This is a genomic window from Roseimaritima multifibrata (genome assembly GCF_007741495.1).
GTDB lineage: Bacteria > Planctomycetota > Planctomycetia > Pirellulales > Pirellulaceae > Roseimaritima > Roseimaritima multifibrata.
Genome location: NZ_CP036262.1, coordinates 5,773,824 through 5,791,375, shown reverse-complemented (window position 1 = coordinate 5,791,375; position 17,552 = coordinate 5,773,824). Strand labels below are relative to the sequence as shown.

General features: G+C 53.7%; 12 protein-coding genes. 10 read left to right on the top strand and 2 right to left on the bottom strand.

Annotation, left to right across the window (positions count from 1 at the left end; all coding sequences use genetic code 11):
• Positions 1-328 precede the first annotated feature (328 nt).
• Both FF011L_RS21070 and FF011L_RS21065 read right to left on the bottom strand, forming a co-directional pair.
• Positions 329-1,672 carry a DUF1552 domain-containing protein gene (locus FF011L_RS21070; RefSeq protein WP_145353961.1) on the bottom strand — a complete coding sequence of 448 codons (1,344 nt, stop codon included), beginning with the start codon at positions 1,670-1,672 and terminating at the stop codon, positions 329-331.
• 44 nt (positions 1,673-1,716) lie between these two features.
• Positions 1,717-4,062, bottom strand: a complete 2,346-nt coding sequence (locus tag FF011L_RS21065; RefSeq protein WP_145353960.1) for a DUF1592 domain-containing protein — start codon at positions 4,060-4,062, stop codon at positions 1,717-1,719.
• Between the two features lie 446 nt (positions 4,063-4,508).
• Between FF011L_RS21065 and FF011L_RS21060 the strand changes: the two genes are divergently transcribed.
• The 10 genes from FF011L_RS21060 to FF011L_RS21015 all read left to right on the top strand — a co-directional run bounded on the left by FF011L_RS21060 (position 4,509) and on the right by FF011L_RS21015 (position 17,458).
• Positions 4,509-5,906, top strand: coding sequence for a DUF1501 domain-containing protein (locus tag FF011L_RS21060; protein ID WP_145353959.1), 1,398 nt, complete (start codon positions 4,509-4,511; stop codon positions 5,904-5,906).
• On the top strand, positions 5,903-7,372 hold the full coding sequence (locus FF011L_RS21055) for a DUF1501 domain-containing protein (protein ID WP_145353958.1): 1,470 nt from the start codon (positions 5,903-5,905) through the stop codon (positions 7,370-7,372). The genes FF011L_RS21060 and FF011L_RS21055 overlap by 4 nt, the downstream gene beginning before the upstream one ends.
• A 54-nt stretch (positions 7,373-7,426) precedes the next feature.
• Positions 7,427-12,049 carry a DUF1549 domain-containing protein gene (locus FF011L_RS21050; protein WP_218932781.1) on the top strand — a complete coding sequence of 1,541 codons (4,623 nt, stop codon included), beginning with the start codon at positions 7,427-7,429 and terminating at the stop codon, positions 12,047-12,049.
• A 45-nt stretch (positions 12,050-12,094) separates the two neighbouring features.
• On the top strand, positions 12,095-13,438 hold the full coding sequence (locus FF011L_RS21045; protein WP_145353956.1) for a c-type cytochrome domain-containing protein: 1,344 nt from the start codon (positions 12,095-12,097) through the stop codon (positions 13,436-13,438).
• Between the two features lie 17 nt (positions 13,439-13,455).
• On the top strand, positions 13,456-13,788 hold the full coding sequence (locus FF011L_RS21040; RefSeq protein ID WP_145353955.1) for a TfoX/Sxy family protein: 333 nt from the start codon (positions 13,456-13,458) through the stop codon (positions 13,786-13,788).
• 20 nt (positions 13,789-13,808) lie between these two features.
• Positions 13,809-14,123, top strand: a complete 315-nt coding sequence (locus FF011L_RS21035) for a GIY-YIG nuclease family protein (protein WP_218932780.1) — start codon at positions 13,809-13,811, stop codon at positions 14,121-14,123.
• A complete protein-coding gene (locus FF011L_RS21030; protein ID WP_145353954.1) occupies positions 14,120-15,034 on the top strand; it encodes a metallophosphoesterase in 915 nt (304 codons plus the stop codon). Before FF011L_RS21035 ends, FF011L_RS21030 begins: the two co-directional genes overlap by 4 nt.
• A 46-nt stretch (positions 15,035-15,080) precedes the next feature.
• Positions 15,081-15,548, top strand: a complete 468-nt coding sequence (locus FF011L_RS21025; RefSeq protein ID WP_145353953.1) for a hypothetical protein — start codon at positions 15,081-15,083, stop codon at positions 15,546-15,548.
• 1,037 nt (positions 15,549-16,585) lie between these two features.
• The gene (locus FF011L_RS21020; protein WP_145353952.1) at positions 16,586-16,789 is read left to right on the top strand and encodes a CsbD family protein; all 204 of its coding nucleotides are present in this window, start codon (positions 16,586-16,588) and stop codon (positions 16,787-16,789) included.
• 69 nt (positions 16,790-16,858) lie between these two features.
• Complete coding sequence (locus tag FF011L_RS21015; protein ID WP_145353951.1) at positions 16,859-17,458, top strand: PRC-barrel domain-containing protein; 600 nt, start codon at positions 16,859-16,861, stop codon at positions 17,456-17,458.
• Positions 17,459-17,552: the final 94 nt, after the last annotated feature.

Here is a 17,552-nt window from a genome sequence, read left to right as displayed (position 1 = left end):
ACGGCGAACCCATTCATAACTTCCAATGCTTACGAAGTTACACAGACAAATTCAACCCGGCATCTCCTTCGTTGCGTGCCACTAGCAGCACTGCGGAAGCAGTCGCTGCGAATGATAGCCTGGGAAGGGACGCTGAAAGAACTGGTGCAAAATCACCGACATGTCGGAAAGCGAGTTGCAGGATCTGCCGCCTTCCTGGCTATCGTCGGTTCGTGATGGCATCGATGCGTGATCGGATGCTGATGCTTTCGGAAGCGAGTGGGGGTGGTTCCATTCGCTTTTGAACGTTCGCTTTGGGCCCGTCGCTTTGGGCCCGTCGCTTTGGGCTTTATAGCTTGATGACTCCGTTGCTGTCGCCAAACGAATCGGTTTGCACGCCCATCTGCTGCATCATCCATGTGTACAGATTGCAAAGAGGGGTTCCGTTTTCGTATTTTATGTGACGCCCCGATTCGATCCTGCCGCCTGCTTTACCCGCCAGCAGGATTGGTAGGTCATCGTGGTTATGGCGGTCGCCATCGCTGATTCCGCTGCCGTAGACGATCATGCAGTTATCCAGCAAGGTGCCCTCCCCTTCGGAAATTCCTTTTAGTCGTTTTAGTAGTTCGCCGAAGCGGTCTAGATGAAACCGGTTGATGGTGGCGATCGACTTCTGTTTGGATTCACTTTTTCCGTGATGAGAGAGTTCGTGATGCCCCTCTTTGATATCGATTTCCGGGTAGCTGCGATTGCTACCTGCATTGGTGAACATGAACGAAAGGATCCGGGTGCTGTCGGTCTGATAGGCCAACGTGATCATGTCCATCATCAGTTCCGAGTGCTCGCTAAGCGCCTTTGGAACACCTCGGGGCCGCGGGTAATCGGGGACCCCTTCTTCATTGACCGATAGCCTGTCGGCACCGGCAACACGTTTTTCGACATCGCGGATACTGTAGAGGTACTCATCCAGTTTTCGGCGGTCGATCGCAGGCAATTGTTTGTGCAGGCTTTTCGCATCTTCCAGTGCGAAGTCGATAATGCTTTTGCGGTACTTCTCGCGGACGCTTTTCATCCGCCGAGTTTCGTTCGAAGACTGTGCAGCGAACAAGCGATCGAAGACCGCTCCTGGATCGACTTCTTTTGCGACCGGTTGAGTGGGGCCTCGCCAAGACATGTTGGACGCATACGCACAGCTGTAGCCGCTGTCACAGTTCCCTGCTTGAGCGCTAGCTTCCAAACCTAATTCCAATGATCCAAACCGCGTGGCATCGCCGACCTTTGCCGCGGTTGCTTGATCGACGGATATTTGATTGTTGATATCCGCACCATTTGTTTTCCTTGGGTGGGCACCCGTTAGAAAAGCCGCCACGCTGCGGGCGTGATCCCCTCCCCCGTCGCCGTGGGCGCGCGCTCCATCAAGCGTCAAACCTGACAGAACATTGAAATCGGATTTGTGTTCTTTCAGGCGTTCCAGCGTTCGCGTCAGGCCATAGGACGAACCTTCGGCGTCTGGCGTCCAGTCCTGCATGTGAATGCCATTGGGGACGTAGAAAAATCCCATCCGCAGTGGTGGCGCCGCGAGCGTTGACTTCGCTGCCAGTAAGCGGGTCGGGGACATGACATCCAGCCAAGGTAAAGCCAGAGCCGTGCCCATTCCTCGCAGGACGGTGCGTCGCGATAGACTTTTTGACATCGAGTGGCTTCCTTGATCACAGAGGGTTAGGGACTGGCTATCGATTAATCGTTGCTTCTCGAGCCCACTCGTTGGAATGGATCGCTGGCGATAATGGCAAAGACCATGTCGCCATATCGGCTGTCATTGTCTTCTATTTTAGCCAGGATTTCATCGATTGCGCATCGGTCGTAGTAATCGGTTCCACGCCCAACGGCGTAGATCAACGTTTTTTCGGCTAAGCAGCGTACAAATTGTTCGCGTCGGGCATGGGTAAGCAAATTGGTTAGGTCGGCGGCTCCGTTGAATTCGGTGCCGTCCGGCAGTTTTCCACTGCTATCGATTTTCTCTTTTCCATCGTGTGTTCGCCAATGTCCGACGGGGCCAAAGTTCTCGAGGGCGAAACCCAACTGATCCATCACGTTATGGCAGGCAGCACATGCAGGATTCGCGCGATGCTGTTCCATTCGTTCGCGAAGCGTGCCCGAAAGCTCGCTCTTGTCCAGTTCTGGAACGTTGGGAGGTGCTGGTGGTGGCGGCGTGTTTAATAGATTTTCCATGATCCATTTGCCACGTTTCACCGGGCTGGTGCGACCGGCGTTGCTGGTGATCGTCAGCACGCTGGCGTGGGTCAGCAGCCCACGACGTGGTGTGTCCGCCAGGGCGACCTTGCGAAATTCGTCTCCGCTAATTCCCTGGATGCCATAGAACTTGGCTAAATCGTGGTTTAGAAATGTATAGTCCGCATCCAATAGCGTGGTGACCGGCAGGTTTTTACGCAGTACTTCAGCAAATAGAAGTAAGGTCTCGCGTTTCATTTGCTCGCGAGTGGCGTCACTAAATTCAGGAAACTGTTCGGTGTCGGGTTGGACGCGATCCAGGTTTCGCAGCTGTAGCCATTGACCGGCAAAATTCTCGATGAAGTGGGCGGCGCGAGGGTCTGCAATCATGCGACGAATCTTGTCCCTCAGCTTTTCAGGGTCTCGCAATTCTCCGCGATAGGCTAGCCGCAGCAATTCGTCGTCGGGCATGCTGCTCCAAAGGAAGTAGGAGAGCCGTGAGGCGAGTTCAAATTGTGACACCAAGGGCATCGGGGCCTCTGGATCTCCTTTTCCAGGTTGTTCGACGCGATACAAAAAGTGTGGTGAAACCAGGATCGCTTGGATTGCAACTTGGATTGATTCTTCGTAGCTGCCACCTTCGCTGCGAACTTGAGCAGCAAGTTTGGATAGTCGGTCGAGTTCACCCTTCGTTATGGGGCGTCTGAAAGAGCGACTTCCAAAACGGCTTAAGACTTGGGTGGTTGCGTCTTCGGCCGAAAGTTTTTCGCTGGGGACGGCGAAGATGATTTTACGATGATTGTCGGTCAGTTTTAGTGGAGGCATCTTCGCGGGTTGTCGTTCCGTTCCTTCCAGGTGCAGGTGGTGAAGGTGGAAGTTGCGATCCACTTTGCCCTCGACGTAGAAATCATTTGTAAAGGTCAGATCGATCGATGCCTTGCCTTTTTTAAGCGATAGTGAAACCGGATAGTTCTCGGGGGCTTCGCTGGGGACATCGACGATGGTTTGAAACTTGCCCGCTTTGATTTCGACGCGGACGGGATCGTCGCCGCCTTGATCCCCGGACGCTGACATGGTGAGGACGTAGTCCCCAGTAAATGGGATTTCTGTGTTCAGAGTGACGGTTCCGCGAGAGGCAAGCGTCAAACCATTTTGTCTTACATACTTCTTGGCATTATCAATCGTCGCAGGATTGATATTGATTTCCCACAACCGCGGAGCCAGCGGAGTGATGATTGCTTGACCTGTAATCGTCTCGGCTGCATCCAAGTACTTTTCCATCAGCAGCGGAGGCAAGGAAAGAACGTCGCCGATGTTGTCAAAACCGTAACCCACATCGTCACCGGGAAATCCTTCCGATGGTTGATAATCGATCCCCGTTAGATCGTGAATGGTATTGCGGTATTCGATTCGGTTCAGGCGCCGGAGTGCGACTTTTCCCGGATTGGCTTGCTGTACGCAATCGACGGAGTTGACCAGTTTTTCGATGGTTTCAAGCATCTTTTCGCGATTGGCAGCATCCATCACTTCACCATCGGCAGGAGGCATCGACCCCGACCGAACCTGAGTCACCACGTGGTTCCAGAATGCGCGATTCTGTTGGACTTGCAGGGCCGATTGGTCTTTGTCCAATTGAACTTCGGAATCGCCATCGACCGCGTGGCAATCCAGGCAGTAGGTGCGGAGCAACGGAAGCAACTGTTCTTGGTAGATCGGTTCGTTGCTTGCTTGGTCTGCTGAGAGTGGTGCACAGAAAGCCAGTGCTGTCCACAGGATGACCGCACCTATCCCGGCAAAAAATCGGGGTGGTGATGAGAGGAGACTAAGGGAGCGTTGATTGGGTAGAGGCATACGGTGATGGTCAAAAAGAAAAGAACGTTGCGGATCAAGCGTCGTTGGTGGGCCGTGAACACCGCCAGCGACGATCGACCGTCATGGCATGTTAGCGGCAAGGGGACCCGTCACCCGCTTCTTCAACTGCAATTCTAATAGATATTCACTATAAGCTCTAAATCGGATTCCCGAAAACGCGGCGATTCGGCTCGCTTTTGTGAATCCTTGCGGGTTTTTCCTTTTTTGTTGCATTCGACCTACGGATGCTGGACAATAGGCCGGCTCCAATGAATTCCCTCCTTGATTGTTTCAGGGGCTTAGCAGGCCCTTTCCCCTCCGTTCCCCCCTTCCCTCTTCTGCTTTGCACTCCGTTTGTCACTGATGTGATTGAAATCACGGGTGTGGGCTAGATAAATGGCATGCCACTACTTGCACGTGGCACTGCATGAAAGCTGGAGTTGCAAATGCTTCCTTTCCCTAAAAGTGGTGCTCCGCGTTACCATTTGGATCGCCGTGGATTCTTGCGAATGGGAACGATGGGAGTGATCGGTACGGCGGTTCCGCGATCCTTTGCACAGGCATCGCCAAAATCACCTGAGGGGTTTGGCAAAGCGAAGTCGGTCTTGATCGTGATGTTGAGTGGCGGTCCCAGTCAATTGGACATGCTTGATCCCAAACCGGATGCACCGGCCGAGGTACGAGGCGATTTTTCTACCATTGGGACGACGATTCCCGGTGTTCGGGTTTGTGAACACCTGCCTCTTTTTGCCAAGCAGACCGATCGCTGGTCGATCGTGCGAACGCTTGCCCATCGCGAGCACAATCATTTGTTGGCGACCCATGTCGCATTGACCGGCCGGCCAACTCCGGTTCCCAGAGGCGGTTCCGACTTGGACCGCGTGGAAACACGCAACGATTTTCCCAATTTCGCCGCGGCACTGGATTATGTTCGCCCTCGTAACGATGGGGTTCCTACCGGAGTTTCTTTGCCGAACTATCTGATTGAAGGGCCGCTGACATGGCCGGGGCAGCATGCTGGTTTTTTAGGCGCGAAGCACGACCCCTGGCAGATTCAGGGCAATCCAAACGCGGCTGATTTTCGCATGCAAGCTTTGGCGATGCGTGAGGGAATCACACCGGTGCGACTGGAGTCACGAAGAGAATTGCTGGAAGCATTAAACCAAGGGCGACGGACGCTTACTGGAACGGATTCCGATTCGTTTCGCGATCAGCAAAACATTGCGTTTAATCTGTTGACTTCTGGCAAAATGACGGAAGCTTTTGAAATCAGCCAGGAATCCGATGCGACCCGAGATCGATACGGGAGGAATCAATTTGGCCAATCCCTTTTGCTTTCTCGACGGATGGTCGAAGCGGGCGTGCCGATCGTCCAGGCGACGATGGGGATTGTGCAAACCTGGGACACGCATACGGATAACTGGGGCAAGTTAAAAGACCGCTTGTTGCCACAATTGGATCAGGGACTTGCTGCCTTGACCGATGACCTGACCGAATCAGGATTGATGGACCAGACGATGGTGATTGTGATGGGCGAATTTGGACGTACGCCTCGGGTATCGACGTTGCCGGGACAGACGCTCCCCGGTCGGGATCACTGGGCACACGCGTATTCGGGTTTGTTTGCAGGTGCCGGCGTCCGGGGTGGTCAGGTGCTGGGGACAACCGACGCCCAAGCCGCCTATCCGGTGACGCAATCTTGGTCGCCAGCGGATGTCTGTTCAACCATCTTCAACGCGCTTGGTATCGATCACGATGTGCGGATCAATGACCGCCTGAATCGTCCTCACGATCTTCTTAACGGCATTCCGATTACTTCGTTATATACGGGGCAGAAAGCATGACGCATTCTTCACACAAGACAGGTTCGAAACTTTGGAGTCACCGTTCCGCTTCGCGTCGCCAGGCGATGCAGATCGGGGCCGTCGGTCTACTGGGGTTGGGGACGAATCACCTGGCTGGATTACGCGAAGCGACCGCGGCCGATGGCGTTGCGCCGTCTGGTAAAGCGAAGTCCTGCATCTTTATCTTTCTCTCCGGTGGCTTGGCACAACACGAGAGCTTCGACATGAAGCCGGATGCTCCGGAAAACATTCGCGGCGAGTTCCGACCGATTTCGACTCAGACGCCCGGTCTGCAGATCTGTGAGCATCTACCGATGCTGGCCGAGCGAAGTCGCATGTGGGCGCTCTGCCGCTCGTTGACTCATCCCATTAATGAACATTCTGCGGCCCACCACGTGATGTTGACCGGGCATTCTGACTTGCCCACCGGTTTTAGTCCGAATAAGCCAAGCCGTGAAGATCGTGCGTCGATCGCAGCCCTTGCCGGGTACGCGACCACGCCTCGAAACAATTTGCCTCCTGCGGTCGTGCTTCCTGAGCGCCTGGTCCATTCATCGGGGCGAATCATTCCGGGCCAACACGCGGGCAACATGGGAACCCAGCACGATCCGTGGATGATCGAAGCTTCGCCGTTTCACAATACATCCTATGGGGCGTTTCCTGAATATCATTTCGATCATCAAGATCGCGGAAAACCAGACGATCGACTGTTCCAAGCCCCGCAGCTGACGCTCCCCGATGGGCTGGGGATGAAGACGGTCCAAGGGCGTTTGCAGTTGTTGGAAACGCTAAAGCACCAACGTCGCCATTTAACGGATTTTCAAGCGGTTGCGAATTTCGATCGGATGCGGCAAGGCGCCGTTTCTTTGATGACCAAGTCGTCGGTGCATGAGGCGTTGAACGTCACCAAAGCGGATGAAAAGTCGCTCGATCGATATGGACGCAATTCCTTTGGCTGGTCCCTTTTGATGGCTCGTCGTTTGGTCGCCGCGGGCGTCAATTTAGTGCAGGTCAATTTGGGGAATGATGAAACATGGGATACGCATGGCAATGCGTTTCCGCATTTAAAGAACAATCTATTTCCGCCAACCGATCGTGCTGTGTCGGCGTTGTTGGATGACCTGAAGTCGACCGGCGAACTGGATGAAACATTGATCGTCATGGCGGGCGAATTTGGACGAACGCCACAGATCACCCTGCTAGAAAAACATTACAAGCAAGCGGGACGCGACCATTGGGGGGCGGCACAGTCGGTGTTGTTTGCCGGTGGAGGGATTCAGGGAGGGAACGTGATTGGGAAAACCGATGCCCATGGTGCGTACCCGTCGGAGCGTCCTGTCAAACCCGAAAACTTCGCGGCGACGATCTATGACGCGCTGGGGATTCCGGCAACCGCCGCATGGCGGGATGCTCAGGATCGTCCGCACCACATCTACAACGGCGAACCGATCGCCGGATTGAGTTAGAGGGGAACCAAAATGTCTTTTATCCGTTCATTAGCAATAAATACAGAATCGACTATGTGGTTGCAACGAGTACAGGGGTTATTGATTTTTTCGACGCTTGCCGCGTCGCTGGGGATTGGCGGGGCTCCGCTTGCGAATGCCCAGTCAGTAACCTCCGTTGCGCCAATCGGTCTTCGCCCCGGCGAGACGTCAAAATTGACGGTCCATGGTGCCGCTTTGAATGATTCCCTGCGACTGCTGAGTAGCATTCCGGGGAGTGAAATCACGAATGAAAGTGTCGAAGCGACCAAAGGGATCGTTCAGTTCAAAGTGCCCGCCGATATTCAACAAGGGCCTACCGGAATCTGGGTGACGGCGGCCAATGGGCTATTGAAAGAACAAACGTTGTTGATCGATGGATTACCGCTAACGATCGATACCGGCAAAAATCATACGCCGGAAACCGCTCAAGCGATTCCGGTCCTGGCGGCGGTTCAGGGAGTCTGTGAGCCAGCACGGAGTGATTTTTATCAATTGACGGTTGCGGAAAATCAGCGGCTGGCGTTTGAAGTTCACACTCAACCATTGTTGTCGACGATGGACCCCGTGGTCCGGTTGCTAGACGCTGCCGGCAAAACCCTTCATTTGGCCGACGATGGTGGAAGTGGTCCTGACTGCCGTTTCGAATACACGTTTGCGACAGCGGGCGACTATCGGATTGAAATCAGCGATAGCCGGCACAAGGCTGCCGGTGCCGCCTACTATCTGCGGGTTGGAGACTTTCCTGTTTTGACCGCGCCGTTCCCGATGGTTGTTCAGGCAGGCCAGGAAGCTTCGATTGGTCTGCTTGGTCAGGCACCCGAGGTGATGGAAATGCATCCGTTGTCGGTTCCCCCGGATACCATGCAGCCTCTTAACGTTTCGCTCCGTTTAAAAGATGGCAAGTCGGCAGCATGGGGATCGGTTGCGGTTAGTGAACATCCTCAAAAGATTGAAGCTGCAGTCGCCGAACCACTTTCCTTTCCCGTCGGTCTGAATGGTCATCTGGCCGCAGAGGGTGAGGTCGACGAATATATGGTAACCGGGAAAAAGGGACAGGCGATCCGGATTCGCTCACGCACACGGAGCCTGGGATTGCCGACCCGATTGGTGATGCAATTGCAAAATGCGGCCGGCGCGAAGGTTGCAGAAACCAAGGTAACCGAAGCTGACGAGTGGAGTTTTGACTACACGTTCGCGGAAGACGGCGACTACAAGTTGGTCGTCAATGATTTGCTAAAGCGGGGTGGTGCGGAATTTGGTTATTGGTTTGAAATCATTCCGGCCGGGACGTTTTCGATCACCTTAAAACCCGATGCAAAGACGCGGGATTCGTTTGCTATCCAAACGGAACATGGTGCCTGTGCGATCGATTTGACGATCGATCGATTCGGCTACGATGGAGAGATCGATCTGTCGCTTGCCACGCCGGTTGAGGGGCTGCGAGTGCTTAATCCTAGGATCCCTGCCAAAGCGGCTGAATACCGCGTCTATGTGGTCGCCGAGCCGAACTGGACGGCGGATCAAATCGTCAATTTGAATTTGCTTGCGACCAATGTGCAGACGCCGACTCAGCAGCGATTGGTTGAAAGCCGATCATTGCAACGGGTGAAAAGCCCAGCAATCCTCTCGCCACCAAGTTGGCGAAATGGGCGAGTGTTTCTTACGGGAACGGCAAAAACCGACGCTCCTTTTGCACTGGAACCGGCCAGCCCTGCACTGTTTGCTCGTCCTTTAAAGTCCCATTCCGCTGTTTTTACGCTGAAGCGATTGCAAGAAGGTTTTAAAGAAGGTGTTACCATTCTGGGGACCAGCCTGCCGTCAGGTTGGAACCTTGCGGCGGCAGCCGACAAAGATACCTATACCGTGACACTGACCGACGCGAGCCCCGATGCGGCCGATGTCGCCGCGTTGCCGCTGCTGGTTTTCGGTGAATCGGGAGGGCATGGGCAAATCGTTTCTGCAAACTTACCGATCACTTGGATCGATCCGCTGTCGGCGTCGCTGGAGTTTTTGGAGCCGGTGATTCGGGGCGGCAAAGCAAAAGCGCGTGTGCAGGTCAAACGGGAGGGGAGCGATCCTCAGCCAGTTACCATTACATTGCTGGAACCTTCGCCAGGAATTCAAGGTCCGGCATCGATTGTGATTGCCGCCGACCAAACCCAAGCAGAACTAGAATTGGCGATCGCTGCAGACGCGGGGGCCGCGTTGACCGTGAAATTGCATGCTGCCAGTAAATATGCGGGACAGGATTTTGCCATCGATAGCCAACCGATTGCGATTCCGGCAATCGATGCCCCCACACAGATTGCGGTCTTTCCAGGGAAGGTTGAATTGAAGGACCGTCGCAGTCACCAGCGTTTGGTGGTCAGTGGAATGAAATCAAATCAAACCCCACGCGATTGGACTCGGTTAGCACGAATGACGGTCGCCAATCCGGAAATCGCCTTTCTTGAAGGGGGCGTCCTGTATCCAAAATCGGATGGTCAAACCGAGGTGATCGTGGAAGTGGGGGGCACCAAGCAGGTTGTTCCCGTGACCGTTGTTCAGGCGTCTGTAGACCGACCGGTCGCATTCGAATCGGAAGCGCTGGTCGCTTTGTCAAAACAAGGCTGCAATTCGGGAGCCTGTCATGGATCCCCCAGCGGGAAAGGTGGCTTTCGTCTTTCGCTCCGTGCCTTTGACATCAAACTTGATGAACTGACGTTGATCCGTGAAGACTTCGGACGGCGGGTTCATACATTGGATCCCGCAGAAAGTTTGCTGCTGTTAAAACCGATGATGAGCGTTGCTCATGGCGGCGGCAAGCAACTGCGTAAAACGGATGCAGCCTACCAAGTGCTACATGACTGGATTGCTGGAGGAGCCCAAGTCGATCCGCCCAATACGCCACGTGTTGAACGATTGGAAATCTATCCCAACGAGAAGCAGGTCTTGGCGGTTGCCGACGGCGGCCAGCAATTGGCGGTGACGGCCCACTTTGCCGATGGAACCACTCGTGATGTGACCGAATTGGCTTCGTACGAAACCTCGGACACCAGCGTCGCCACGGTCGATGTGAATGGCTTCGTCACGCCACAGCAGAGAGGCGAAATCGCGATCCTGGTTCGGTTCTTAGAACACATTGAATCGCTGCCTCTGATGTTTGTCGAACAAAATGATAGTTTCGCTTGGGCGGCCCCCACACCAAATAATTACATCGATGAATTGGTGAATGCGAAATTGATGCAATTGCAATATCAGCCGTCGGAAACCTGCAGTGATGCAGAGTACCTGCGGAGAGTGAGTTTAGACCTGATCGGAAGTTTGCCGACGGTTGAGCGCACGAAGGCGTTCCTTGCGGATACTTCGCCAGACAAACGCGAAAAGTTGGTGGATGAGTTATTAGAACGAGAAGAGTACGCCAAGTTCTGGGCATTGAAGTGGGGAGACCTGCTTCGAATGACTAGCAAACTGGTCGGAGAAGAAGGCGTTCACAAATACCATCGCTGGGTGGAAGAATCATTGCAGGAGAACATGCCTTACGATGAATTCGCGAAGCAGCTTTTGACCGGTAGTGGGAGTACGCTGGCAAATCCGCCTGCCAATTTCTACCGCACGGCGACCGACATGAATGAGTGTGTGGAAACGATCTCCCAGGTGTTTTTGGGAGCCCGTTTGCAGTGTGCCAAATGCCACAACCACCCGTTCGAACGTTGGACGCAGGATAATTATTACGGTTTAGGTGCGTTCTTCACCCGTGTACAAAGAAGGAAGACCGAGCGTCCTGGCGAGATGTTTGTTTATGCCCGCTCCGACGGCGAGGTGACTCAGCCGCGGACCGGAGAGGTGATGAAACCTTGGTTGCCACAACGCGGTAGTTTGGAAGCGGAAGGCGATCAGGATCGACGTGATGCGTTTGCCGAATGGCTGGTCGAACCGAACAATCCCTATTTTGCGAGGATCGAAGCAAACCGAATTTGGAGCCAATTGTTTGCCCGTGGGATCGTCGATCCGATTGACGATTTTCGTGATTCGAATCCGCCGGCGAACTCTTTGTTGCTGGACGCGTTGGAAAAAGACTTTGTCGAAAGTGGCTACGATCGAAAGCATCTGTTGCGGGCGATCGCACGCAGCCGAACCTACCAGGCAAGTTACCGAACGAATGAATTTAACGGTCCAGATGAAAAGTATTTTTCTCATCAACAGCCAAGACTGCTGGGAGCTGAACAGTTGTTGGACGCGATCAACCAAACACTTGGTTTATCGCAAACCTATGGCACCCTGCCCGCCGGTACGCTGGCGACCCAGTTGCCTGCTCCGGATGTTGTCAAAGTCGATTTCCTCAAAACCTTTGGTCAGCCCGAACGGAGCACGGTTTGTGCTTGTGAACGGGCGGAAGATTCGAACCTGGGGATGGCGATTGAGTTATTTAATGGGCCGATGATGCACAAAAAATTACGCGATCCTAAGAATCGGTTTCGTGTAGCGTTGGCGGCTGGGAAATCGTTGGAAGAAACGATTACCGAGCTTTATGTTGCTGCTGTCTGTCGACCGCCCGAAGAGGTCGAACTGAAGGCCGCGCTGGCACACTGTGCCAAAGTCGAGGACCCAGCAAGTGGAGTTGAGGATGTTTGCTGGGCGTTGTTTAACACCGACGAATTCCTGTTTCAGCATTGATTCCGGAAAGCTTCACCTCGATTTAAAAGACTGCAAAGGAACATCATGAGAAATTTGACATCGCTGCTACTGGTTTTACTGACGCTTCACGTCTGCTCGCCCCTGACGCGTGCAGCGGAACCGGAGGTCAGCTTCCGAAAAGATATTGCTCCGCTACTGCTTGAACATTGTTTGGCGTGCCATGGTGCCAAAAAGGCGGAAGGTGGTTACCGGGTCGATACCTACGATGAATTGCTGAAACCGGGGGATTCCGAAGAAGTCCCGGTGGCGAAAGAGAAAGGAGCGGTTAGTGAATTGCTGCGGCGATTGACCTGTGATGAATCCGAACGCATGCCGGCTGAAAGCGAGCCGCTAACATCCGAGCAAATTGCGTTGGTGAAAACATGGATTGAAGCCGGAGGCGTCTTTGACGGATCGGATGGTAGCGAGCAGTTGATGCGCGTGATTCCGCCGCCAACCTATGCCGATCCCCCCGAAAATTATTCGCGTGCGGTTCCTGTCGTCGCCGTTCAGTTTTCTCCCGATGGAACACAGGTCGTTACCGGGGGGCTTCACGAAGTGCTGGTCTGGAATGCGGCCGATTCTAGTTTGGTCCGGAGGATCAAGAACATTGGCCAACGCGTCTATGACCTCGCCTTTTCATCCGATGGTGCGATGTTGGCCGTGGCGTGTGGCGAGCCGGGAAAAAGTGGAGAGGTACGGTTGGTCGATTTTTCAACTGGCGAAATCAAAGGGGTGATCGCACGATCCGATGACGTTTTGTTTGATCTTGCTTTTCGCCCCAATAGCAACGAATTGGCAATCGCTACGTCCGATAGTTCGATCCGAATCTTTGACGTGCAAACCCAGCAAGAAACCAGGACCATCGCCAGTCATGCGGATTGGGTGACCGCCGTTTGCTGGAGTGAAGATGGAAAGCAGATGGCCTCGGCAAGCCGCGATAAATCGGCCAAAGTGTATGACGCCGAGACCGGATCGCTTGTGACCACCTACCTCGGACATGGTGCGGCGGTACGTGGGGTCGCGTTTACCGCTGATGGGACTCAGGTTCTAACCAGCGGCGCCGATGCAAAACTGCATCGTTGGAATGCCAGTGATGGCAAACGGACGGCGCTGGTCGGGTTGGGGGGAGATGCCTTTAAACTAATCCGGATTGGCGATAAGGTCTTTGTGCCCTGTGCCAGTCACAAAATGTTGCGAATCGATTTGACCAGCAATAAAGTCGATCTTGAATTTGTGGGGCATGCTGATTGGGTGCTCTCTTTGGCGTTGCAAGCGAACGCGGAAGGAGCCGGTCAAAAGATGCTTACCGGCGGATTTGATGGCGAAGTTCGAGTGTGGAATTTCGCGGATGCAGCACCTCAGTTGAACTGGATCGCCAAACCATAAAGGCTGGGAAAGGTCGCATGCGAAAAGATAGCGAACGGTTGGCGGCGAGGATTCGTGGGCTCTTTCAACATCATGACGGCTATTCCGAGCGGAAAATGTTCGGCGGTGTCTGTTTTATGTTGAACGGTAACATGTGCGTTGCCCCCTGGAAGGATCATCTGATGGTCCGGTTGCCCAAAGATCAGCATGAACAGACTCAATCAGACCCGCATGCCAAGCCGATGGATATCACAGGCAAAGTGATGAAAGGTTGGGCTTTGATCGAACCGGATGGGATTGAAACCGCTGAAGGTCTTGATCGCTGGATTCAACGGGCGGCCGAGTTTGTCGAAACCTTGCCAGCGAAGTAGGCAGGCTGCAAGGAAAAGAAATGGACGGTTCTTGTTCGGATGGAGTCGAGGAAATGGAGAAAGCGATCGTAGATGCTTGGTGGGTCTACATTTTGCGATGTGCCGATGGGTCGCTCTATACGGGCATCACCAAAGACATCGCTCGGCGAGTTCAGCAACACAACGGCGGCAAAGGAGCTAGGTACACTCGCGGCCGGACTCCCGTCGTCGTTGCTTTCGAAGAATCCCAGGCGGATCATGGTTCCGCACTGAAAAGAGAGTTGCAAATCAAGGCGCTCTCAAGGCCTGCGAAAGAGATTCTAGTAGAAGGTTTTAAAGGTAAAATTAAACGATGACATTGGCTCTGGTTCGTCCCTTGTTCAAAGGGGCAATCGATGTGGTGGGAGACGTGCATGGGGAGTTGGATGCTCTGCAAGCCCTGCTTTATTATCTGGGATACGACGATCAGGGCCGCCATCCAGGTGGCCGCCGACTGGTTTTTGTTGGCGACCTGGTCGATCGAGGCCCCAACAGCCCCGGCGTGGTAAACTTTGTCGCGGATCTGGTGGCTGCAGAAAGAGCCCAATCGGTTCTTGGGAATCATGATCTGAACCTGATGTTGGGAAGACGTAAGCCCGATAATTTGTGGTTCTACGGCGAGTCAGCCTCCTTGGATATGAGCGGAGAGCCAACTCCTGCCGTGCTTGCCGACGAAGAAGTCCGCAGGGATACGTTAGAGCTCTTTCAGGAACTTCCCCTAGTCCTAAGCGGCGAGGGAGTGCGTATTCTTCATGCGTGCTGGCATCCAGCGATGGTCGCAGAAGCCCAGGCGGCAACCGACGTTCTGGAACTGTATCAATCCAGTTATGAACGGATCGAAGCGGAGCGAATCAGCGGCGATGAGTGTGATGTGACGCGGCAGCTGATTCATCAAAATCAAAATCCCGTAAAGGTCATCACCTCGGGGTTCGAATTCAAACTTCAAGATCCGCTCGCATTGAAAACCAATAGCCGGAAGACCGACCGTGTGGCTTGGTGGAATTCATACGAGGAAGAGGAACTGTGTATCTATGGGCATTACTCTTCGTTGGATCCCAAGGCCAAATCGGGACGGAATGCGCGCTGTATCGATTACGGGGTCGCCAAACGCTGGGAGGAACGGAGGAAACCGAAATTCAACGGTACCTTCAAAGGCCGTCTAGCCGCTTTACGATTCCCCGAACTTGTGACGGTCTTTGATGACGGTGAAGTCGATGGGGCGTGGTAGACTTGGGGACCTTCGGTTGCAGACCTAGCCGCATTGGAATCCAAGAATGGATACGAACTACAGCCACACGCAGCGGGCTCCATTGTGCCTGTTGCTTTATGCCAATGCCCTGCTCCTCTTTGTGATCAGTTTGTCGCTGCAGAATCAATGGCTGGGGCAATGGTTTCTACCGATGATCGGAGGGATCGTCCTTCTGTTGGCCGCCTCGTTTCACTATCTAAAAGTTGAAGACGAGGGAGAAGCCTTGTCCGTTCGGTTCGGACCGTTGCCTCTCTTTCGAAGAACCGTACCCTATCGCGACATTCAGTCGGTGGAAGTCGTTCGGTCGTCGCTCATGGACGGTTGGGGGATCCACTGGAGTTCAAAGGGTGGCTGGATCTGGAACCTTTGGGGAAGAGACTGCGTCTTGCTGCAGTTAGACCGAGGTGTTTTCATTGTTGGGACCGACCGCCCACAAGAACTGCATGCTTTTCTGGAGCAGCAGGTTTCCTCACGCGTTACCGATTTGCAATAAAGGCTTCGTTGCAAGCATTTGTTGGCGGAACCAAACCTGAGCCATTTTGTGTGTCCGTATGCTAGTGCCTTAGAAAATCCTAACCCGCTGCGTAAGCGAGGGACCCTGTTTCTGGTCCCTCGCTTATGCATTTCGGAGTTGCGCTCTTTGCAATTCAGCCGTTCGATATGTTCGTAATCCCTCGGTAGCGAACGTTGCAGGTATACCCTGTAGGCATCGACATTGCGTTTTTGTGTCGGCCCTTTCTTTTATGCTTGCGCATCCACCGGGGCTGCCAAGCTCCCGGGAATAGGAACCATCGTCAGCGAAAGGCCCGAGGGACGTGCGATTTATAAATGAAGAAAGTCTGGCTCCCCTCGCCCCTAAGCGAGCTCTTTGTTGCGGAAGAAATCTCTGCTAGCTCATTGCGTGATCTCTGCCTCTTTGTTTGATTTAGGGGAGTTTGCTTGGGGGAGAGGGGCTGGGGGAGAGGGGGAGATTTCCAGCCGGCGATTTTGCAGCGAAGACGCAGTGAAAGCCTCGGATTTCAGCCGATTATGCCACGCCTTGCCCAACGCTGTCGGCCCCCCCCCCCCAGCCCCTCTCCCCAAAAACAAGCCTTTTAATTGACCTTCATTGAATTAGCTGGCGAACCGTTGATCCAGTATCAACCCTGTTTTAAGTGAGCTTGTTTTGAGGGCGAGGGGAGCCAGACTTTCTTCACTTATTCTTTTCATGCCCGCCCGAAAGGTTGGGCGTGAGTGAGACGCTCAAGGCGTGACCAATAGACGATTGCCCGACTGGTTGTCGATTTTCGACCAACCTGACTCTTTTACGAGTACCGCTGCGCAGCGGTGCCCGTCCGTGATTGCGTCGTTCTGCGTGAAAGTCAATGAATGCTGGGAGTTGTGGGCAGCGCCGTGCATGCGGGCATTTGATTGGCATAACGTTTGCGATCTTTCACTTTCAGTTCGCAACCGCTAACCGATTTGGAATGTTTCGAAGTTGGTTTGCGGAAGTCTGTTAATTCGATGTCTAAAGTGCTTAGGAGAAATACGATGAATTGGGATCAAATCGAAGGAAAGTGGAAACAAGTACGTGGTCAAGCCAAAGAAAAATGGGGCGATCTTACCAGCGACGATCTGGACAAAGTTGCCGGGAAACGGGATCAGCTTGTTGGGCAAATCCAAGAGCGATACGGCATCGCTAAGGACGAAGCCGAGAAACAGGTGAAAGAATTCGAAGGCTCCTGTAACTGTTAACTGCCTGCAACGGCAAAGTCTTCAACGCTGTTAATCAAGTTTGCATTGAACCATACAAAGAGAATAATCATGTACAAATCACTTCAGTATTCCGTCGCTGCACTTGCGGTCGCTCTTCTCGGGGTTGCTTCCCTGCAAGCACAGGACGGCGCGCAGAAAGAACGACTCAAACGCCAATCCGTAGAAGTCAACGCTCAGGCGGACCCGTCGGGGCGGATGGATGCTAAGACTCGCGGCGCAACCGTTCGTGTTAGTCAGTTGATCGGGATGAACATCCAGAACAACCAAGGGGAATCGGTCGGTGAAATCAACGACATCGTCTTGGACGAGAAAAGCGGAAAAATCCGTTATGTCGCAGTGACTTACGGCGGTTTCTTAGGCCTTGGCGATGACCTGTTTGCCGTCCCCTTCGAAGCTTTTCAGTACAAGCGGGCAGCGGAGGACCGAGACGATTTTGTGCTGGTCCTTGATGTTACCGAAGAACAGTTGGACGGTGCCAAAGGTTTCGACCAGGATCACTGGCCCAACTTTGCAGATCGCAACTTTGTGAAGGAACTGGATCAGCGTTACAAAGTTAACCGCCGTCCGCTCCGGGACCGTCTGCGTGACGGACGTGTGAATGTCGACGTCGGAAACGGTAGGGTGGATGTCGACGTTGACGGTGAATAGTTCGATCAACGACCGAAGAGCCGTCGATATAGATGCCTGGTCGCTACGGAAACGTGGCGGCTGGGCTTTTTTTGTTCCCGAATCGATACGCAGC